Raw genomic sequence first — 16,049 nt, 5'->3', positions numbered from 1 at the left:
CAGGCACTCAAACAGGAAAACTATGTATTACCAAGCGCTTATAAGCCTTTTTTTTATTATTATCGTCAGTGCTTGTACTAGTATTAACGATAAACCTGTGACCGATAACTTTACCAGCCAAGATATCAATAGTCGTAACCAGCAATTGTCACAACTAGATGATTGGACCATAGTGGGAAAAATTGCCTTTATTAGCAATGAAAAACGCGAAAGTGCCAGCTTACATTGGCAAAAAAATAGTGGTGACAATACCGAGTCTTTAAATTTATCCACAGTCTTTGGCATTAAACTGCTCGCCATTACCAAACAAGATAAGCTATTTAACGTAGTCGTTGATGGACAGCAATATCAGACCAATGATTTAGATAACTTAATATACCAATTAACGGGGTTAAACTTACCTACTCGTGCCATGAGCCATTGGCTAAAAGGCTTAGCATACCTCCCCAGCGATGAAGTTACTTATCATGCCAAAACTCAATTACCTGAGACTTTACGCAGTGTTTATAATCAGCAGCATTGGCAGATTAAATACAGTAAATATCACCATATCGGCAATTTTCAATTGGCGAAGCAACTCAGCATTAGCCAAGACGATTTACGAATAAAAATTATTATTCATTCATGGCATATTTAACGAGGTTGTTTTGAAGCAAGAAAAATTTTATAGCTTTCCTTCACCAGCAAAATTAAACTTATTTCTACATATTGTTGGTCGGCTCGATAATGGCTACCATCAACTAGAAACGGTATTTCAATTTCTTGACTACCACGACACTATAGCGCTGAAAGCAACTTCAGATAGCAGCATCAAGTTACTCACGCCAATTCCTGGGGTTGAAAATAACGAGAACTTAATTATCAAAGCGGCAGATTTACTGCAACAAGCAACACAATGCCAACTAGGGGCAGAGATCAAGCTAGAAAAAATACTCCCGATGGGAGGAGGATTAGGCGGCGGTTCTTCCAATGCGGCGACCGTTCTATTAGCGCTAAATGCCTTATGGGAAACCAAGTTAACAATCGATGAACTGGCAAAACTCGGCCTGTCACTTGGCGCTGATGTCCCCATTTTTATTCATGGTTTTGCTGCTTTTGCACAAGGAATAGGTGAGAAGCTCAGCCCTGCTGCCCCTGCAACCTACTGGTACTTAGTGAGTAAACCCAACTGCAGTATTGCTACTGCTCGTGTGTTTAGCGCCAACGATCTCAAGCGAGATACGCCAGCAATACAATACCAAGACGCAGATATCGAAAATTATGGTAATGATTGTCAAAGCTGGGTAATAAAACATTATCCTGAGGTTGCCAAATTACTTGCTTGGTTGGTAGAATACGCGCCGTCTCAAATGACTGGCACGGGTGCTTGTATATTTTCACGTTTCAGCTCTAAAAAAGACGCTTGCTACGTGCAGTCTTTATTGCCCACAGGCATTGAATCATTCGTAGCTAAAGGGCTTAATCAATCACCTTTACATGCAGCTGTTGCGGCGGTAAATGAGTATTAAGTTCAGATGAGTTTTCATCTAAATGCCAAATAAAACTGGCAAAAACAAAATAATTTGCTGATATTTAACCTACCGTTTTATTCAGTATCGTAATTAAAATGTCAAAAGTTTCTGAGGAACTGACCGTGCCTGACATGAAAATTTTTGCGGGTAACGCCACCCCTGAACTGGCCAAACAAATCGCTAATCGCTTATATATCACCTTAGGCGAAGCCAAAATTGGTAGTTTTAGTGATGGTGAAATTAGTGTTGAAATTACTGAAAATGTGCGTGGAGCGGACGTTTTTATTATTCAATCAACCTGCGCCCCTACCAACGATAATCTGATGGAACTTATCGTAATGATAGATGCGCTACGTCGTGCATCAGCTGGACGCATTACCGCGGTTATGCCTTATTTTGGCTATGCCCGTCAAGACCGACGTGTGCGCAGTGCGCGAGTACCTATTACCGCAAAAGTTGTTGCTGATTTCTTATCTAGCGTTGGCGTTGACCGTGTATTAACGGTTGATTTACATGCTGAACAAATTCAAGGCTTTTTTGATGTGCCAGTGGATAACGTGTTTGGTACCCCTATCTTGTTAGAAGATATGTTAGCAAAAAACATTGAAAACCCTGTGGTGGTATCGCCTGATATCGGTGGTGTAGTCCGTGCACGTGCCGTTGCTAAATTATTAGATGATGCCGATCTTGCCATTATCGATAAACGTCGACCAAAAGCCAATGTTGCGCAAGTCATGCATATTATTGGTGATGTTAAAGGTCGTGATTGTTTTATTGTTGACGATATGATTGATACTGGCGGCACGCTAGCGAAAGCGGCTGAAGCACTTAAAGAGCATGGCGCTAAACGTGTTTTTGCTTATGCAACCCACCCAGTACTTTCAGGCAATGCAGCAGAAAACTTAAAAAATTCTGTTATTGATGAAGTGGTTGTCACTGATTCAATTCCACTATCTAAAGAGATCAAAGCATTAGGCAAAGTTCGTCAACTTACCTTAAGTGGTATGTTGTCAGAGGCTATTCGCCGTGTTTGTAACGAAGAATCTATTTCTGCGATGTTCGATGCTTAAGTATTAATGCTGAACTGAAAATAGTACTGAAAAAGCACCTATTAAAAGGTGCTTTTTTATTCCCTGAGCCCTACTCCTCAACGCTAACCTGCCCTTAATTAGATAACACCAATTTCTTTGCCTATACTAGGTTGGTAACAATAAAAAAATAGGCTAATAAGTACTAATTTCATCACGCGAAATTTAACGAGGTGTAATGACATTATTTAAACGTGTTACCTGCAACAGCTTATCTATTGCCTTAGTCTTGTTCTCCGGCCTGCTAAGCAGTAAAACGGTTTATGTTAATAATTTACAATGGCCACCTTTTTTTCTCTGAGCGCACGGGCAGCGAAATAGGGTTTGGTAAAGAAATCCTAGATATTTGTCTTGAACAAACAACTTATCAAGCCCAATATAAAACCCTACCGATAAAGCGAACACATGTATATATGCAAACAGGCGAGATAGACATAAGTGTCTACTCTTATAAAGCAGAACGAAATGATAGTCTTTACTACGCCAGTGAAGTGTTATTTAGCTCGGCTTATGTGCTCGCCTCTAAAAAAGACAATAAGCTCAAAATTAATAGCTTCACTGACTTAGAGCCCTTGGTAATAGGACACTTGCCCGGATTAGCTCATACCCCAGAATTATTAAAAATCATCGAGCAAAAAAATTTCTTGATCAAGTTGCCACGGGGCAAAGTGTTGAAGCCATGTTTAGCCAGTTACTGGCAACCCCGCAGCGCTTTGATGTCATGCCAAATTCAAAAGAAACCTTGCTTTGGCACGCCAAGCAACTTGGAATATTAGATCAGATAGCATTTCATGAGATGCTAAAAACGAAAAAAAATTATTACATTACCATTTCCAAGTATTCAAAAAACATTAGCAACCCTAAACAATTATTAAAGCAACTCGATAACTGCGTCCTTACACCTAAAGGTAACGGTACTTATCAAAACATCAGTCGACAATATGGTTTAGAATAAGCACGCTTGGTGTTAGCGACAATACGCCGCTAATGTTAATACTGTTGCTATGGGTTATTGAATGATGCAACTAACCTCACTGGTTATGTCACGCAATGTTTGCTATCACCACCACCTAAGTAAATAGATCGAATATAAAGCCATATAACAATAGATCTCGTCGCTCTTGAGTGTTATTATGCGGCGCCTTTTTTAGCTAATTGTGATTACTAAATAAGGAACAGGTTGCTTTTGGTCGCAAAAAGCAACGACTTTTAATTACTCAATAATGGATACAACCCATGACAGACTTATTTACATTGGACGCTGAAGTACGTACTGATTTAGGGAAAGGTGCGAGCCGCCGCCTACGTCACGCGAACAAAGTTCCGGCCATTTTATACGGTGAAGGCAAAGCGCCTATTTCTTTAACGTTAGAGCACAAAAATGTTTACCGTGCACAACAAGAAGAAGCGTTTTACTCGCATGTTTTAACACTTAACGTTGACGGTAAGCCAGTTGAATGTCTTTTAAAAGACATGCAACGTCACCCATACAAGCAAGTGATCATGCATTTAGACTTTTTACGTATTGATGCAAAACACGTTGTACAAGTTAACGCGCCAATCCACTTCCTTAATGAAGATGTTGCGGAAAAATCAGGCGGTACTGTTGTACACCACGTGAAAGATATTGCGATTACTTGTTTACCAGCAGACATTCCTGAGTTCATCGAAATTGATGTAGCAAACTTAGAAATGGGTCAAACTATACATTTATCAGACATAGCATTGCCAAAAGGCGCTACAGCTGACGAATTAGCAAAAGGTGAAAGCCATGACCTCGCCATTGCAACATTGAACCCGCCTAAGGGCTCAAGTGACGACGACGCTGAAGAAGAAGCAACAGAAGAAGCACCAGCTGAGTAACAATTAACTTTACGCTCGGTGAATCAAGCTTAAAGGGGAAGGTTTAACACTTCTTCTTTAAGCTTTTTAGTTTTACCGCAACCAGGTTTTGATAAGTAATTTGGCAACCGCTAAGTTTGCGTAATAAGAGTAGTAATAAGATGACGATTCAATTAGTAGTCGGCTTAGGGAACCCGGGCGCAGAATACAGTAAAACCCGTCATAATGCGGGCGATTGGTTCGTTCAAGAACTTGCAGCGCGTTTTAATATTCCACTCAAGCCAGAAAAAAAATATTCCGGTCTTTACGGTAAAGGCTTAATTGCCGGTCAATTAGTTCACCTTCTCATTCCTACCACGTTTATGAATCGCAGTGGCCAAGCTGTCGCGCCATTAGCCAATTTTTTTCGAATCCCGATTGACAAGATTCTGGTCGCACACGATGAGCTAGATATGCAGCCGGGCGTTTGTAAAATTAAACAAGGTGGTGGCCACGGTGGTCATAATGGTTTAAGAGATATTATTTCCTCACTGGCAAATCAAAAAGACTTTTATCGATTACGCATAGGTATTGACCACCCCGGTCATCGTGATCGTGTTACGGGGCATGTGCTGGGCAAGGCGCCAGCTAACGAACAAAATTTAATTGACCAAGCGATAGATGAAGCAGCACGCTGCTTTGAAATTTGGCAACAAGACGATGTGAAAAAAGCGCAAAATCGTCTACATTCATTTAAAGCGCAATAACCAATTTTCGATAATATTATAGGGTAACATCATGGGATTTAAATGTGGTATTGTTGGCTTGCCCAACGTCGGTAAATCAACGCTTTTCAATGCGTTAACTAAAGCAGGTATTGAAGCTGCAAACTTCCCTTTTTGTACAATAGAACCCAATACTGGGGTTGTGCCTGTGCCTGATCCTCGTCTCGACGCCTTAGCTGAGATTGTCAAACCTGAGCGAGTATTGGCAACCACTATGGAGTTTGTCGATATTGCCGGCTTAGTCGCGGGTGCCTCAAAAGGTGAAGGTTTAGGTAATAAATTTTTAGCCAATATTCGCGAAACTGACGCCATCGGACATGTGGTGCGTTGTTTCGAAAATGACAACATTATTCATGTGGCAAACAAAATTGATCCTGCCGATGATATTGATGTAATCAATACCGAATTAGCATTAGCGGATATGGACACTGCAGAGCGTGCCATTCAACGCCAAACCAAACGTGCCAAAGGCGGTGATAAAGATGCTAAGTTTGAACTGCCGGTACTAGAAAAAATATTAAAGCACGTTGAAGATGGTGAAATGATCCGCTCGTTAGCTTTATCTAAAGAAGAGAAAGCCGCAGTTGCGTATTTAAACTTTTTAACCATTAAACCCACCATGTATATCGCTAATGTTAACGATGACGGTTTTGAAAACAATCCCTACCTTGACGTAGTCCACGCGATAGCGGAAAAAGAAAATGCCGTTGTGGTCGCCGTTTGTGCCGAAATTGAAGGCGAACTCTCTGAAATGGACGATGAAGACAGAGCCGAGTTTATGGCTGAAATGGGCTTGGAAGAGCCTGGCTTAAACCGCGTTATAAACTCAGGCTATGGTTTATTGCATCTACAAACTTATTTTACCGCTGGTGTTAAAGAAGTACGCGCTTGGACGGTAAAACAAAATGCTACCGCACCACAGGCAGCTGGCGTAATTCATACTGACTTTGAAAAAGGCTTTATCCGCGCAGAAGTCGTGGCTTATGATGACTTTATTGCCTGTAACGGCGAAGCAGGTGCCAAAGAAGCAGGCAAATGGCGTTTAGAAGGTAAAGACTATCGCGTAAAAGATGGCGACGTTATTCATTTTAGGTTTAACGTTTAAGTGACTAACAAACCAAACTAAAACAAAAAGAGAGCAATTTTGCTCTCTTTTTTTTAGCCTCCTACCATTAACAAACGTTTCCGAGCTAAAACTCCCCTTTTAGGCAGTTAACTATTTACATTAGCAACATTCAATTTTTAGTATTATTTGTTGCATTCAAAGCTCAAAAACTAATGCATAGTGTGTTTTCTTAGCGCTAGCATAACTCCCCCCAAACCTCTCTGCTTGTTTGGTTGTCATAGTGAATCCATCAAGCTAAATTTTATACCGCTACACTGGCTGACTTTTACTTGCTTTTCGCACAGATAACAGCCAAATTGCACAGTGAATAAGCAAACAATCAAAAAGTCTCGTTTTTTTGATAAAAACGGTTGACGTAGCCCAATCAGATTTGCATAATACGCGCCACTTGCTGAGAGGCAAGATGGAAAGGCTACATAGCTCAGCTGGTTAGAGCACATCACTCATAATGATGGGGTCCCAGGTTCAAATCCCGGTGTAGCCACCATTTAACTCTTTGTAAGTTAAATTGAAATGCGGGAGTGGCGGAATTGGTAGACGCGCTGGATTTAGGTTCCAGTATCGCAAGATGTGAGAGTTCAAGTCTCTCCTCCCGTACCATTTCAAGACAGTTTTATTTGCAAGAATAACACTGTGAAAGTAAGTAACATTGCTGGGGTATAGCCAAGCGGTAAGGCAGCGGGTTTTGATCCCGTCATTCTGAGGTTCAAATCCTCATACCCCAGCCACTTTCTTTTAGGTTTATCCCTAAATAAAAGTTTGCAATGTTATACGCTTAAACCTAAAAGTATCCAGTTGGGGTATAGCCAAGCGGTAAGGCAGCGGGTTTTGATCCCGTCATTCTGAGGTTCAAATCCTCATACCCCAGCCACTTTCTTTTATTTTAACTGTTATATATGCTCAAGGTTAATCTTGAGATAACTACCTGAAAATGCGGGAGTGGCGGAATTGGTAGACGCGCTGGATTTAGGTTCCAGTATCGCAAGATGTGAGAGTTCAAGTCTCTCCTCCCGCACCATCTCAAACTTTTCTTTTTTTTAACTGCAAACTCCAACTCTGCTACTCAACAAGACTCAATGTTCTGGTTTCACAAAAGTGATCACTTAACTTTAGTGCTTATTAGCATGCGTTAAAGCACTGAAACCAATAATAACCAATAATAACCAATAATAACCAATAGCATAAGCCTATCCCAAGCAACGCTTTGCAAGCCCGACTCGCGCTGGTGCACTCTTTTTTACGCTTATCTGCTCACAATCCATTACCTAAACAAGGTTACGATAGCTTTATACCGCAGGCGTATGCTAATGCTTTATTTTTTATACTCGGTACTTTATTCGCCAGCATCAAGCCAGCGTTTCGCGCTAACTTAACCAAGGGTGAAACGTGGCTAAAGGATAAATAGAGTGCGTCCATCGTGGTCATCATCAGCAGATTGTCGGTACGCCTTTTTTGCTGATATCGAGCCAAAACTTGTTCATTATGCCAAGACTCACCATCACTGATTGCCTGAGCGATTACCTGTTGTAATGCTTTGACATCTTTAAAACCTAGATTTACCCCTTGCCCTGCCATGGGATTAATACTGTGCGCTGCATCACCAACTAAGACTACCCTGTTTTTATAATATTGGTTAGCATGACGTCGCGTTAAACTAAAAGCGGCTTTATTAAGCACAGCAACCGCGCCTAATCGCTCTGGAAAATGCTGCTGAACGGCTTGAGTTAATTGCTGATCCGACAAACTCGCTAATCGTTTGATTTCCGCTTTCTGATGATACCAAACCAGACAGGCATGTTGCCCAGGCATAGGTAACATTGCTAATGGTCCTGTTGGTAAATATTGCTGCCAAGTAATATCTTGCTGTGGCTGCTGCGTTGCAACATTAATTAACATAGCCGATTGCGCATAGTCCCAACCCGTGGTGCCAATATGCGCCAATTTGCGCACCATTGAATTAGCACCATCAGCTGCAACAACTAAACTTGCCTCTATGACTTTTGAGGCTAAGGTGAGCTTAACGCCTGTCGCATCTTGCGCTAAATTCTTTACGTTTTCTGGACACATTAATGTCACATTTGTGTGTTGTTGTAATTGTTGCCATAAAGCAAGCTGCAGCAATCGATTTTCAACGATATGGCCTAAATGGCTTTGTTGTATAGCATCAGCACTAAATTCGGTATAACTTTCTGCACGCTCCCATACGGCTAAACGCTTGTAAGGGCAGATGCGCCATTGCGTTAATGCTTGCCAAGCGCCAAGTTGCGTTAAAAGTTGCTCAGTGCCAAGCGATATTGCTGACACTCTTAGATCAAACGCTTGCTCAGCTGCAAACGCTTCAGGTGCGTATTTTTCAATCACGGCAACCTTTAAACCTAACTCAGCTAACGACAACGCACTAGCTGCACCGACCATGCCGCCGCCAACCACTACACAATCAAATTGATTCATAATAACTTTGCTTTTAAAAACCTTAGGTTATTCTACCCAACCTGATATGGTAATTCGATGTTTATGTGCAGGATTATTTAACACCCTGACACTATGTGGCATTGGGTGTGATAACTTTAATAAGGTTAGGGTATTAAAGGTTGGCGCAAGTACGTGTTTAAAAAATTTTAGTTTTTTCGGGTAAAGCTCTAACTGGCCACCAAATTGATATTGCCAACCGCTAGATAATTGATAAATAAAAGCGTACTTGCCCGCATTACCATCGCTGTGATAACTGATAAACTGACCTTTTTTAAAACTCGCAAAAAATGAGTCTTGCAACTGCCCTGTCACTAATCCCTGGGCTTTTAATAACGCAACCACTTTGCTTCCTAAGTCTTGATGCAAGGCCGCTTGTCCATGTTGCTTAGCGTGTTTATTGCTGGAACGATAAAACGAAAACGAGAATTGCTGTCGCTGCAAGGCTTGTGCTGCTTGTACATGTCTGCGGTTATCGATCACCTTAGTAGAAATACGGTCTTTAATCCTGGATAAAGGTTGATACGGCGTGGTCAACAAATTCCACTGTTTAAAGTGGCCCCGCTGAGCAATTTTAGTGCGTAGTTGCCTGGCTTGTTGGTAAGGTAAAAACGCTGCGATTTGCACAAAACCATTGTTTTCTAATTTTTCAAACCATTGCATTGCACACCTAAAACCCAACTAACGATATATATTTTACCAATAACATTTTTGTTGGTTATAATCAAAATGCAGTTAACAATTTAATAACAATAAATACCAGTAAGGGACAGCTATGACCGCTTTACAAAAGCAACGCCGCGTCAGTAAAGACATTAACCTTGTCTATGACCTACGCGAAAAGGACAACCTAACACAATTAACCGCACAAGAAGATCGCGCCGTTATTGCCCAGCTAAAAGCCAATTTAGTGTTACCAAACAATAAGGTTTTAACCGTCGGTATAGATTTTGATTCCACAAGTGGCTACCATGACAACGCCATCATGGTGATGGATGACTTTGGTGTGGAATTAATCGCCACTGCGTTTGAAGTAAAATATGGAAAAGAGCATGCTGACAATGTGCGTCGCGCGTGGAACAATAAACAAACCGAAAACTCGCCCCGAAAGCCCAGCTACCTATTGGTACAAAAGCCAGGTCAAGATGATCAGGTGCCTAATGTTTATGCCGTTTGTGGTGAAGAGCGCCACCCACCTAAAGAAGCACCTGCAAGTATTAGCTAACCTATTTGCTACTAATGTCAGTCAAAATACAAATTCATGGCGCTCGCTTGTGCCATGTTTGCTGCTGATGGCAAGTTGGTGTTCAGCGGTTGTTAATGCCAGTGAATTAAATGGCCGCTATATTCATAGCGGCTCAATCATACAAGACACCAAAGGCTTTATTTGGCTTGCAAGCACTAATGGTTTGATTAGACATGATAGTGAAAACAATATTGTCTTTAATAATAAAAATAAAGATTGGCCGCTACCCTTTAACTGGATCAATGACATCAGCCTACTCGCTAATGATCAATTACTGTTAGCCACAGAAACCCACCGTTTATGGCTCTTTGATACCAACTCAGGAAAAGCCACTGAACTGCCCGCCGATATCCATCACAATAGTGTTTACCAAGTTACCGCGCATCAAGGTAACTACTTTCTCAATGTCCATTATAAATTATATCAAGTTGACCCGCGCTCAAGCACCACACAGGTGATCGCAAATAACGTTAACATCAACTTTTTAGAGCACACGCAACAGTACTTATATATTGGCACTGACGATGGCGTATTTCGCGTTGTAGGTAAAACCCTTGAGCAAATTGAGTCTGGCCCGATCTCAGCCATGACGGCAGCGGCTGACACCTTGCTTATTGCGAAAGGGGAAAAACTCATCAGCCTTGCTGATAAGGGGCGAAAACAAACAACACAGCTCAGTGCTACAATTTCAGCATTAGCACATAGCCAAGATAAAAGCAGCTTGTTAGCGATAGATGTTAATGGGGTAATTAGCCAATTTAAACTCAGCAACTTAGCCAAAGTAGCCCATAACTATCCAAACATTAAACCTGCCCGAGTTGAGAAACTTTATCAAGATAATACCGGCGTATTATGGGTGTTGTCGAACCACGGCATTGAAAAAGTCATGCCCTCAATTGCCACCAACATTGAAAAAATATTTGATGTCGACATCAATGCCATGGCGTTAGCTGTGCATCAAGAACAACTCGTGATTGGCAGTTATGGCAGTGGCCTACATACGCTTGTTGAGCAAAGCCGTTTATTGCCGAACAATATTAATGACGCTTTAACCACAAAAGCTAAATTTATCACTGACCTATATTCATACCAAGGTAATATTTACATTACCACTTTTGACGGTTTATGGCGTTTTGACACTGAACAGCAAACATTAACTCGCGTTCCTTTTCATAACAACAACTTACTTTTGCTGGCCATGCGCTACCAAGATCACGCGCTCTATTTAGCCACCAATGCTAACGGGTTAATAAAATACGACCTGCGCCAAAAGCGTATTGCCTATCACATTGAAGCGGCATTGCTGCGCTCAGGCGAAGTGCTTGATATCTTGCCCTTAGCGGACAATAAGCTTTGGGTTGCGACATCTGTGGGTATTGATATTGTTGATGCCGATACCAACAAGGTTACGCATATTAAACGCTTTGCTGAAAGTAAAGTCATCTCTTTACTGGCATACCAAGGAAAAATATTTGCCACCACTAATGGAGATGGTTTATTTGTTTTTAACTTACAAGGAGAGTTGTTATCCCACTTAGCGAAAAATGTTGTGTTTGGTTACATGAGCTTTATCAACGATGAAATATGGATTTCTGGTCGACCGGGTTTATACCGTCTTAATCCAGAAAATTACCAGCTAAATATGGTCGCCAACTCTGAGCAGTATAGCTTTAGCAAGAAACAAGTGTTACTCAACAATAAGATCTATGCGAGCCATTATGGCGGCATTTTAGCCGTGCCGCTAACTAACGAAAACACTTTAAATGCCAAGGTATATATCAGTAAAACCATAGCTTCTGGTAAAGCTGAATTACTCAGTCGCTCAATTAATATCGAGTCGCCGAATGATATTGTCACCTTTGAGTTAGCAAGCTTAGACTTTCGAGCGGGGCAAAAAAAACAATTTAAATACCAGATCAATGGCGGTGATTGGTATGACATAAATGGCCAACAATTGACGTTGACTGGCCTCTCGTCCGGTGAATACCATATTGAAATCATGGGCACCAATAGTCTAGGCCAATGGAGCAATTCACGTACTTATGCCGATATTAACGTTGCTTACCCATGGTACTGGCACCCCCATAGCCGCATTATCTACGCGGTGTTGCTAACGGCAATTATTTTATTAACTGCTTGGTTACTTTACTTAAGATCACGCTCTATTAGTCATATTCATCGCTTGCTAGAAGAAGAAATAAATACCAACAGCCAATCAACAGCCTTGATACGCCGAAAATTAATCAAAGCGCTAGCGAGCATAACGTCAGTAGAACAAGCGACAGAAAAAAGTAACAATAGAGCGATAGCACAAGGCGAAACACAGCGACAAAACATTAAAGCACTGCTGACAGAGTGTTTAGATGAACTAGCCAGTAAAAATAGTCACCATGAACCCAGTAGCTTATCGGGTAGCTCTTTGTCTGTCGCACTGCCTTACCTCGTCGACCACTTCCATGCCCAATATCATGTTTTAATTAGTTTGCAGTTAGACATCGACGACAATCAAGTAGATTACGCTATTCAAAGTGCAATTTATCGCATTATATTTCAAGCAATTTTAGCTGCGGTGACCAATGGCAATGGGGGGGTTTTCGCGATACAAATAAAGCAAAACAATGATAAAATTTGGCTAAAAATTACCGATAATGAACAAAGTTTCAGCCAGTTTAGCAGTAAAATTAATTTTGATATGGCCATGTATTATATTCGTCAAGTCGCAAATAAATTTAACGCCACCTTTCACACCTATGACAACCAAGAGCACGGCAGTGAGATCATCATTTCGATACCATTGCTTAAGGTTTCTGCACACAGCTATTCGCAATAATCGCTTTTATGTAGACGCCAATTTCTAAACTAGCATCATAGCCAAAGAAAGAGTAAAATACGCCTCCTTAAATTCTCTAGCAAAAACTAGAATCAATTTCATTGTAAAAATTAGGCGCAAAAAAATGAGTAAGAAGCTTTACATCAAAACTTGGGGCTGTCAGATGAACGAGTATGACTCGCAGAAGATGGCGGAATTATTAGACTCAACCCATGGCTTTGAATTAGCCGAAGAAGCAGAAGATGCCGACGTGATCTTACTCAATACCTGCTCTATTCGCGAAAAGGCACAAGAAAAAGTCTTTCATCAATTAGGCCGCTGGAAAAACCTGAAAGAAAACAAGCCGGAACTCGTGATAGGTGTTGGAGGTTGTGTTGCCTCGCAAGAAGGCGATGCCATTCGACAACGTGCTCCGTATGTGGATATGGTTTTTGGGCCACAAACCCTACACCGCTTGCCTGAGATGATCCAACAAGTCACCGGCACTAAAAGCCCTGTAGTTGATGTGAGTTTTCCGGAAATTGAAAAGTTTGACCGCTTACCTGAGCCAAAAGCCGAAGGCGCAACCGCTTTTGTTTCTATCATGGAAGGTTGCAGCAAATACTGTACTTTCTGTGTTGTGCCCTACACACGCGGCGAAGAAGTTAGTCGCCCGCTAGATGATGTACTTTATGAGATTGCCCAACTGGCAGAGCAAGGGGTGCGTGAAGTTAACCTGCTTGGTCAAAACGTTAACGGTTATCGTGGTGAAATGCATGACGGCAGCATTTGCCGTTTTTCCGAGCTTTTACGCTTAATCGCCACTATCGATGGCATTGATCGTATTCGCTATACCACCTCACACCCGATTGAGTTTACCGATGATATCATCGATGTCTACGCAGATGTGCCCGAGTTAGTCAGTCACTTACACTTACCAGTGCAAAGTGGTTCTGATCGTATTTTAACACAAATGAAGCGTGGTCATACCGCAATCGAGTATAAGTCGCAAATTCGTAAATTGAAAAAAGTACGCCCTGATATCTGCATGTCTTCTGATTTTATTATCGGCTTTCCAGGTGAAACTGATGAAGACTTTGAAGCAACCATGAACTTAATTAAAGCAGTCGACTTTGATTTGAGTTTCAGCTTTATATACAGCGCCCGCCCTGGTACGCCTGCCGCTGACATGGTAGACGATATCAGCGATGACGTTAAAAAACAGCGCTTACAAATATTGCAAGACCGCATAAGCCAACAGGCGTTGCGCATTGCCCGCAACATGCTAAATACCGAGCAACGTATTTTAGTTGAAGGGCCTTCGAAGAAGAACCCAATGGAGTTGCGCGGTCGCACCGAAAACAACCGCATCGTCAACTTTGTTGCCCCGCATACCGTTATTGGCCAATTTGTTGATGTCAAAATCACCGATGTCTATGCCAACTCACTGCGCGGTGAACTAGTACGCCAAGAAAGTGAAATGGGCTTGCGTATTGCACATTCTCCGGCTGATATTTTAGCGAACAGCCATCACCTTGCTAGCGACAACGCGGTTGATGAGTTGGGCGTGGCAACTTTTACCCCTTAAGGTAGCTAAAGCTTTTTATCCGGCATGGCAAAGCAGAGATTTGCCATGCCGCGCTTCATGTTTGTTTGCAACAGGATCTACAATTGAGTAAAAATATCAGCATTAACTTTGAACTTTCTCCAGCCGACAATGATCGTTTAGCCAATTTATGCGGCGCGATGGATGATAACTTAAAAACTATCGAACGCCGCATGGGGGTTGAAATCAGCTATCGCGGCCATGCCTTTAAAGTCACTGGCAGCAACTTACACAGCTTGGCGGTAAAAAAAATCTTACTCAACCTTTACCTTGAAACACAAACAGTTAAAGGCAAGGCTAAAACTATCGCTGCTGATTTGGTGCATTTAGCTATCCTTGATGCCGACGTTTTAGAGGCCGCACCGACTGCGCTTGATGCTAAATATGATGAGATGGTAACCATTAAAACCAAGCGCGGTTTAATCAAGCCTCGTAATGAAAATCAACAAAACTATGTTCGTAATGTCATCACTAATGACATTAGCTTTGGCGTAGGCGTTGCTGGTACAGGTAAAACCTATTTAGCGGTGGCGTGTGCTGTTGATGCTTTAGAGCGTCAGGAAATTAGACGCATACTGTTGACGCGCCCCGCAGTAGAGGCGGGTGAAAAACTCGGCTTTTTACCCGGTGACTTATCACAAAAAGTCGATCCTTACCTGCGCCCCCTTTATGATGCACTGTTTGAAATGCTGGGCTTTGAAAAAGTAGAAAAACTGATCGAACGTAATGTCATTGAAGTGGCGCCGCTCGCTTATATGCGTGGCCGAACCTTAAACGATGCCTTTATTATTCTCGATGAAAGCCAAAATACCACAGTTGAACAAATGAAAATGTTTTTAACGCGTATTGGTTTCAACTCTCGTGCGGTGATCACGGGTGATATTACCCAAGTAGACTTGCCCCGTGGCCAAAAGTCAGGTTTGCGCCATGCCATAGAAGTACTAGTGGATATTCCCGGTGTTAGCTTCAACTTTTTCCAAGCAAAAGACGTGGTCAGGCACCCAGTTGTCGCGCATATAGTGCAAGCGTACGAAGACCATGAGCAGAAAGAAAACCGCCGAAAAAACGATAAATTAAAGGCCCAGCAAACAAGCGCTCAAAATCAAGATGACCATAATGACCAGTAACATTATCCTTGATCTACAGCAGGCCAGTGACGACAGCGCAGTGCCTAGCAAAGCGCTATTCCAAACATGGGCCGAAGCTGCGCTGACCGCATTTAATAAGCCGTATGAGCTTACCATACGCCTAGTCAATATCGACGAAAGCCAACAATTGAATTATCAATACCGCGGTAAAGATAACGCCACCAATGTTTTATCATTTCCATTTGAACTCCCTGACGGTATTGAACTTGATTTATTAGGTGACTTAGTTATCTGCACCGCTATTGTCAAACAAGAAGCGAAGGCGCAAAACAAGCCGCTTAATGCGCACTGGGCACACATGGTCATACATGGTTGCTTACATTTACTCGGCTATGATCACATACAAGATGATGAAGCAGAACAAATGGAAGCGCTTGAGCGAAAAATCATGGCGACATTAGGCTTTGCTGATCCCTATAGTGAAAGTGAGACCATGTAAT

General features: G+C 41.9%; 15 protein-coding genes and 5 tRNA genes. 18 read left to right on the top strand and 2 right to left on the bottom strand.

Annotated elements, in window-relative coordinates:
• Positions 1-22: 22 nt before the first annotated feature.
• From lolB to B6K83_RS02665, 13 genes are all read left to right on the top strand, one after another.
• A complete protein-coding gene (gene lolB / locus B6K83_RS02720) occupies positions 23-637 on the top strand; it encodes a lipoprotein insertase outer membrane protein LolB (RefSeq protein WP_158088312.1) in 615 nt (204 codons plus the stop codon).
• 10 nt (positions 638-647) lie between these two features.
• The gene (gene ispE / locus B6K83_RS02715; RefSeq protein WP_198951648.1) at positions 648-1,508 is read left to right on the top strand and encodes a 4-(cytidine 5'-diphospho)-2-C-methyl-D-erythritol kinase; all 861 of its coding nucleotides are present in this window, start codon (positions 648-650) and stop codon (positions 1,506-1,508) included.
• 125 nt (positions 1,509-1,633) lie between these two features.
• Positions 1,634-2,581 (top strand): ribose-phosphate pyrophosphokinase, encoded by a 948-nt coding sequence (locus B6K83_RS02710; protein WP_139175475.1) that lies wholly within the window; start codon positions 1,634-1,636, stop codon positions 2,579-2,581.
• A 281-nt stretch (positions 2,582-2,862) separates the two neighbouring features.
• Positions 2,863-3,375 (top strand): hypothetical protein, encoded by a 513-nt coding sequence (locus B6K83_RS02705; protein WP_085282959.1) that lies wholly within the window; start codon positions 2,863-2,865, stop codon positions 3,373-3,375.
• Positions 3,376-3,395: 20 nt separating this feature from the next.
• A complete protein-coding gene (locus B6K83_RS18200; RefSeq protein ID WP_158088311.1) occupies positions 3,396-3,554 on the top strand; it encodes a hypothetical protein in 159 nt (52 codons plus the stop codon).
• Between the two features lie 281 nt (positions 3,555-3,835).
• Complete coding sequence (locus tag B6K83_RS02700) at positions 3,836-4,462, top strand: 50S ribosomal protein L25/general stress protein Ctc (RefSeq protein WP_085282957.1); 627 nt, start codon at positions 3,836-3,838, stop codon at positions 4,460-4,462.
• A 140-nt stretch (positions 4,463-4,602) separates the two neighbouring features.
• Positions 4,603-5,187 (top strand): aminoacyl-tRNA hydrolase, encoded by a 585-nt coding sequence (gene pth / locus B6K83_RS02695; protein ID WP_085282955.1) that lies wholly within the window; start codon positions 4,603-4,605, stop codon positions 5,185-5,187.
• A 31-nt stretch (positions 5,188-5,218) separates the two neighbouring features.
• Positions 5,219-6,310 (top strand): redox-regulated ATPase YchF, encoded by a 1,092-nt coding sequence (ychF, locus tag B6K83_RS02690; protein ID WP_085282953.1) that lies wholly within the window; start codon positions 5,219-5,221, stop codon positions 6,308-6,310.
• Between the two features lie 431 nt (positions 6,311-6,741).
• Positions 6,742-6,818, top strand: a tRNA-Met gene (locus B6K83_RS02685).
• A gap of 28 nt (positions 6,819-6,846) precedes the next feature.
• Positions 6,847-6,931, top strand: a tRNA-Leu gene (locus B6K83_RS02680).
• Between the two features lie 53 nt (positions 6,932-6,984).
• A tRNA-Gln gene (locus tag B6K83_RS02675) sits at positions 6,985-7,059 on the top strand.
• Between the two features lie 68 nt (positions 7,060-7,127).
• Positions 7,128-7,202, top strand: a tRNA-Gln gene (locus tag B6K83_RS02670).
• A 62-nt stretch (positions 7,203-7,264) separates the two neighbouring features.
• Positions 7,265-7,349 (top strand) — tRNA-Leu (locus tag B6K83_RS02665).
• 257 nt (positions 7,350-7,606) lie between these two features.
• Here B6K83_RS02665 and B6K83_RS02660 read toward each other — a convergent pair.
• Positions 7,607-8,782, bottom strand: a complete 1,176-nt coding sequence (locus B6K83_RS02660; RefSeq protein WP_085282951.1) for an FAD-dependent oxidoreductase — start codon at positions 8,780-8,782, stop codon at positions 7,607-7,609.
• 27 nt (positions 8,783-8,809) lie between these two features.
• Positions 8,810-9,463, bottom strand: coding sequence for a 2OG-Fe(II) oxygenase family protein (locus tag B6K83_RS02655; protein ID WP_085282949.1), 654 nt, complete (start codon positions 9,461-9,463; stop codon positions 8,810-8,812).
• Positions 9,464-9,575: 112 nt separating this feature from the next.
• Here B6K83_RS02655 and B6K83_RS02650 point away from each other — a divergent pair, with 112 nt between their 5' ends.
• The 5 genes from B6K83_RS02650 to ybeY all read left to right on the top strand — a co-directional run bounded on the left by B6K83_RS02650 (position 9,576) and on the right by ybeY (position 16,048).
• Positions 9,576-10,025 (top strand): hypothetical protein, encoded by a 450-nt coding sequence (locus B6K83_RS02650; RefSeq protein WP_085282947.1) that lies wholly within the window; start codon positions 9,576-9,578, stop codon positions 10,023-10,025.
• The gene (locus tag B6K83_RS02645; protein ID WP_139175477.1) at positions 9,961-12,876 is read left to right on the top strand and encodes a ligand-binding sensor domain-containing protein; all 2,916 of its coding nucleotides are present in this window, start codon (positions 9,961-9,963) and stop codon (positions 12,874-12,876) included. The genes B6K83_RS02650 and B6K83_RS02645 overlap by 65 nt, the downstream gene beginning before the upstream one ends.
• A 124-nt stretch (positions 12,877-13,000) precedes the next feature.
• Positions 13,001-14,443 (top strand): tRNA (N6-isopentenyl adenosine(37)-C2)-methylthiotransferase MiaB, encoded by a 1,443-nt coding sequence (gene miaB, locus B6K83_RS02640; protein WP_085282943.1) that lies wholly within the window; start codon positions 13,001-13,003, stop codon positions 14,441-14,443.
• An 83-nt stretch (positions 14,444-14,526) separates the two neighbouring features.
• The gene (locus B6K83_RS02635; protein ID WP_085282941.1) at positions 14,527-15,588 is read left to right on the top strand and encodes a PhoH family protein; all 1,062 of its coding nucleotides are present in this window, start codon (positions 14,527-14,529) and stop codon (positions 15,586-15,588) included.
• Entirely contained in the window at positions 15,578-16,048 is a 471-nt protein-coding gene (ybeY, locus tag B6K83_RS02630; RefSeq protein WP_085282939.1) for an rRNA maturation RNase YbeY, read from the top strand. Before B6K83_RS02635 ends, ybeY begins: the two co-directional genes overlap by 11 nt.
• The last annotated feature ends 1 nt before the right edge of the window (position 16,049 follow it).

Origin of the sequence: Colwellia chukchiensis, assembly GCF_002104455.1 — a bacterium.
GTDB lineage: Bacteria > Pseudomonadota > Gammaproteobacteria > Enterobacterales > Alteromonadaceae > Cognaticolwellia > Cognaticolwellia chukchiensis.
Note: the sequence above shows the minus strand (reverse complement) of the source record. Positions and strands in the feature narration are given on the sequence as shown.

What these genes read in the sequence shown, in the direction of transcription:
- B6K83_RS02700 (WP_085282957.1), top strand. Translation starts at nt 3,836, where the DNA reads ATGACAGACTTATTTACATTGGACGCTGAAGTACGTACTGATTTAGGG.
- pth (WP_085282955.1), top strand. Translation starts at nt 4,603, where the DNA reads ATGACGATTCAATTAGTAGTCGGCTTAGGGAACCCGGGCGCAGAATAC.
- B6K83_RS18200 (WP_158088311.1), top strand. Translation starts at nt 3,396, where the DNA reads ATGCTAAAAACGAAAAAAAATTATTACATTACCATTTCCAAGTATTCA.
- B6K83_RS02645 (WP_139175477.1), top strand. Translation starts at nt 9,961, where the DNA reads ATGTTTATGCCGTTTGTGGTGAAGAGCGCCACCCACCTAAAGAAGCAC.
- B6K83_RS02660 (WP_085282951.1), bottom strand. Translation starts at nt 8,782, where the DNA reads ATGAATCAATTTGATTGTGTAGTGGTTGGCGGCGGCATGGTCGGTGCA.
- B6K83_RS02655 (WP_085282949.1), bottom strand. Translation starts at nt 9,463, where the DNA reads ATGCAATGGTTTGAAAAATTAGAAAACAATGGTTTTGTGCAAATCGCA.
- miaB (WP_085282943.1), top strand. Translation starts at nt 13,001, where the DNA reads ATGAGTAAGAAGCTTTACATCAAAACTTGGGGCTGTCAGATGAACGAG.
- lolB (WP_158088312.1), top strand. Translation starts at nt 23, where the DNA reads ATGTATTACCAAGCGCTTATAAGCCTTTTTTTTATTATTATCGTCAGT.
- B6K83_RS02705 (WP_085282959.1), top strand. Translation starts at nt 2,863, where the DNA reads ATGTTAATAATTTACAATGGCCACCTTTTTTTCTCTGAGCGCACGGGC.
- B6K83_RS02650 (WP_085282947.1), top strand. Translation starts at nt 9,576, where the DNA reads ATGACCGCTTTACAAAAGCAACGCCGCGTCAGTAAAGACATTAACCTT.
- ybeY (WP_085282939.1), top strand. Translation starts at nt 15,578, where the DNA reads ATGACCAGTAACATTATCCTTGATCTACAGCAGGCCAGTGACGACAGC.
- ychF (WP_085282953.1), top strand. Translation starts at nt 5,219, where the DNA reads ATGGGATTTAAATGTGGTATTGTTGGCTTGCCCAACGTCGGTAAATCA.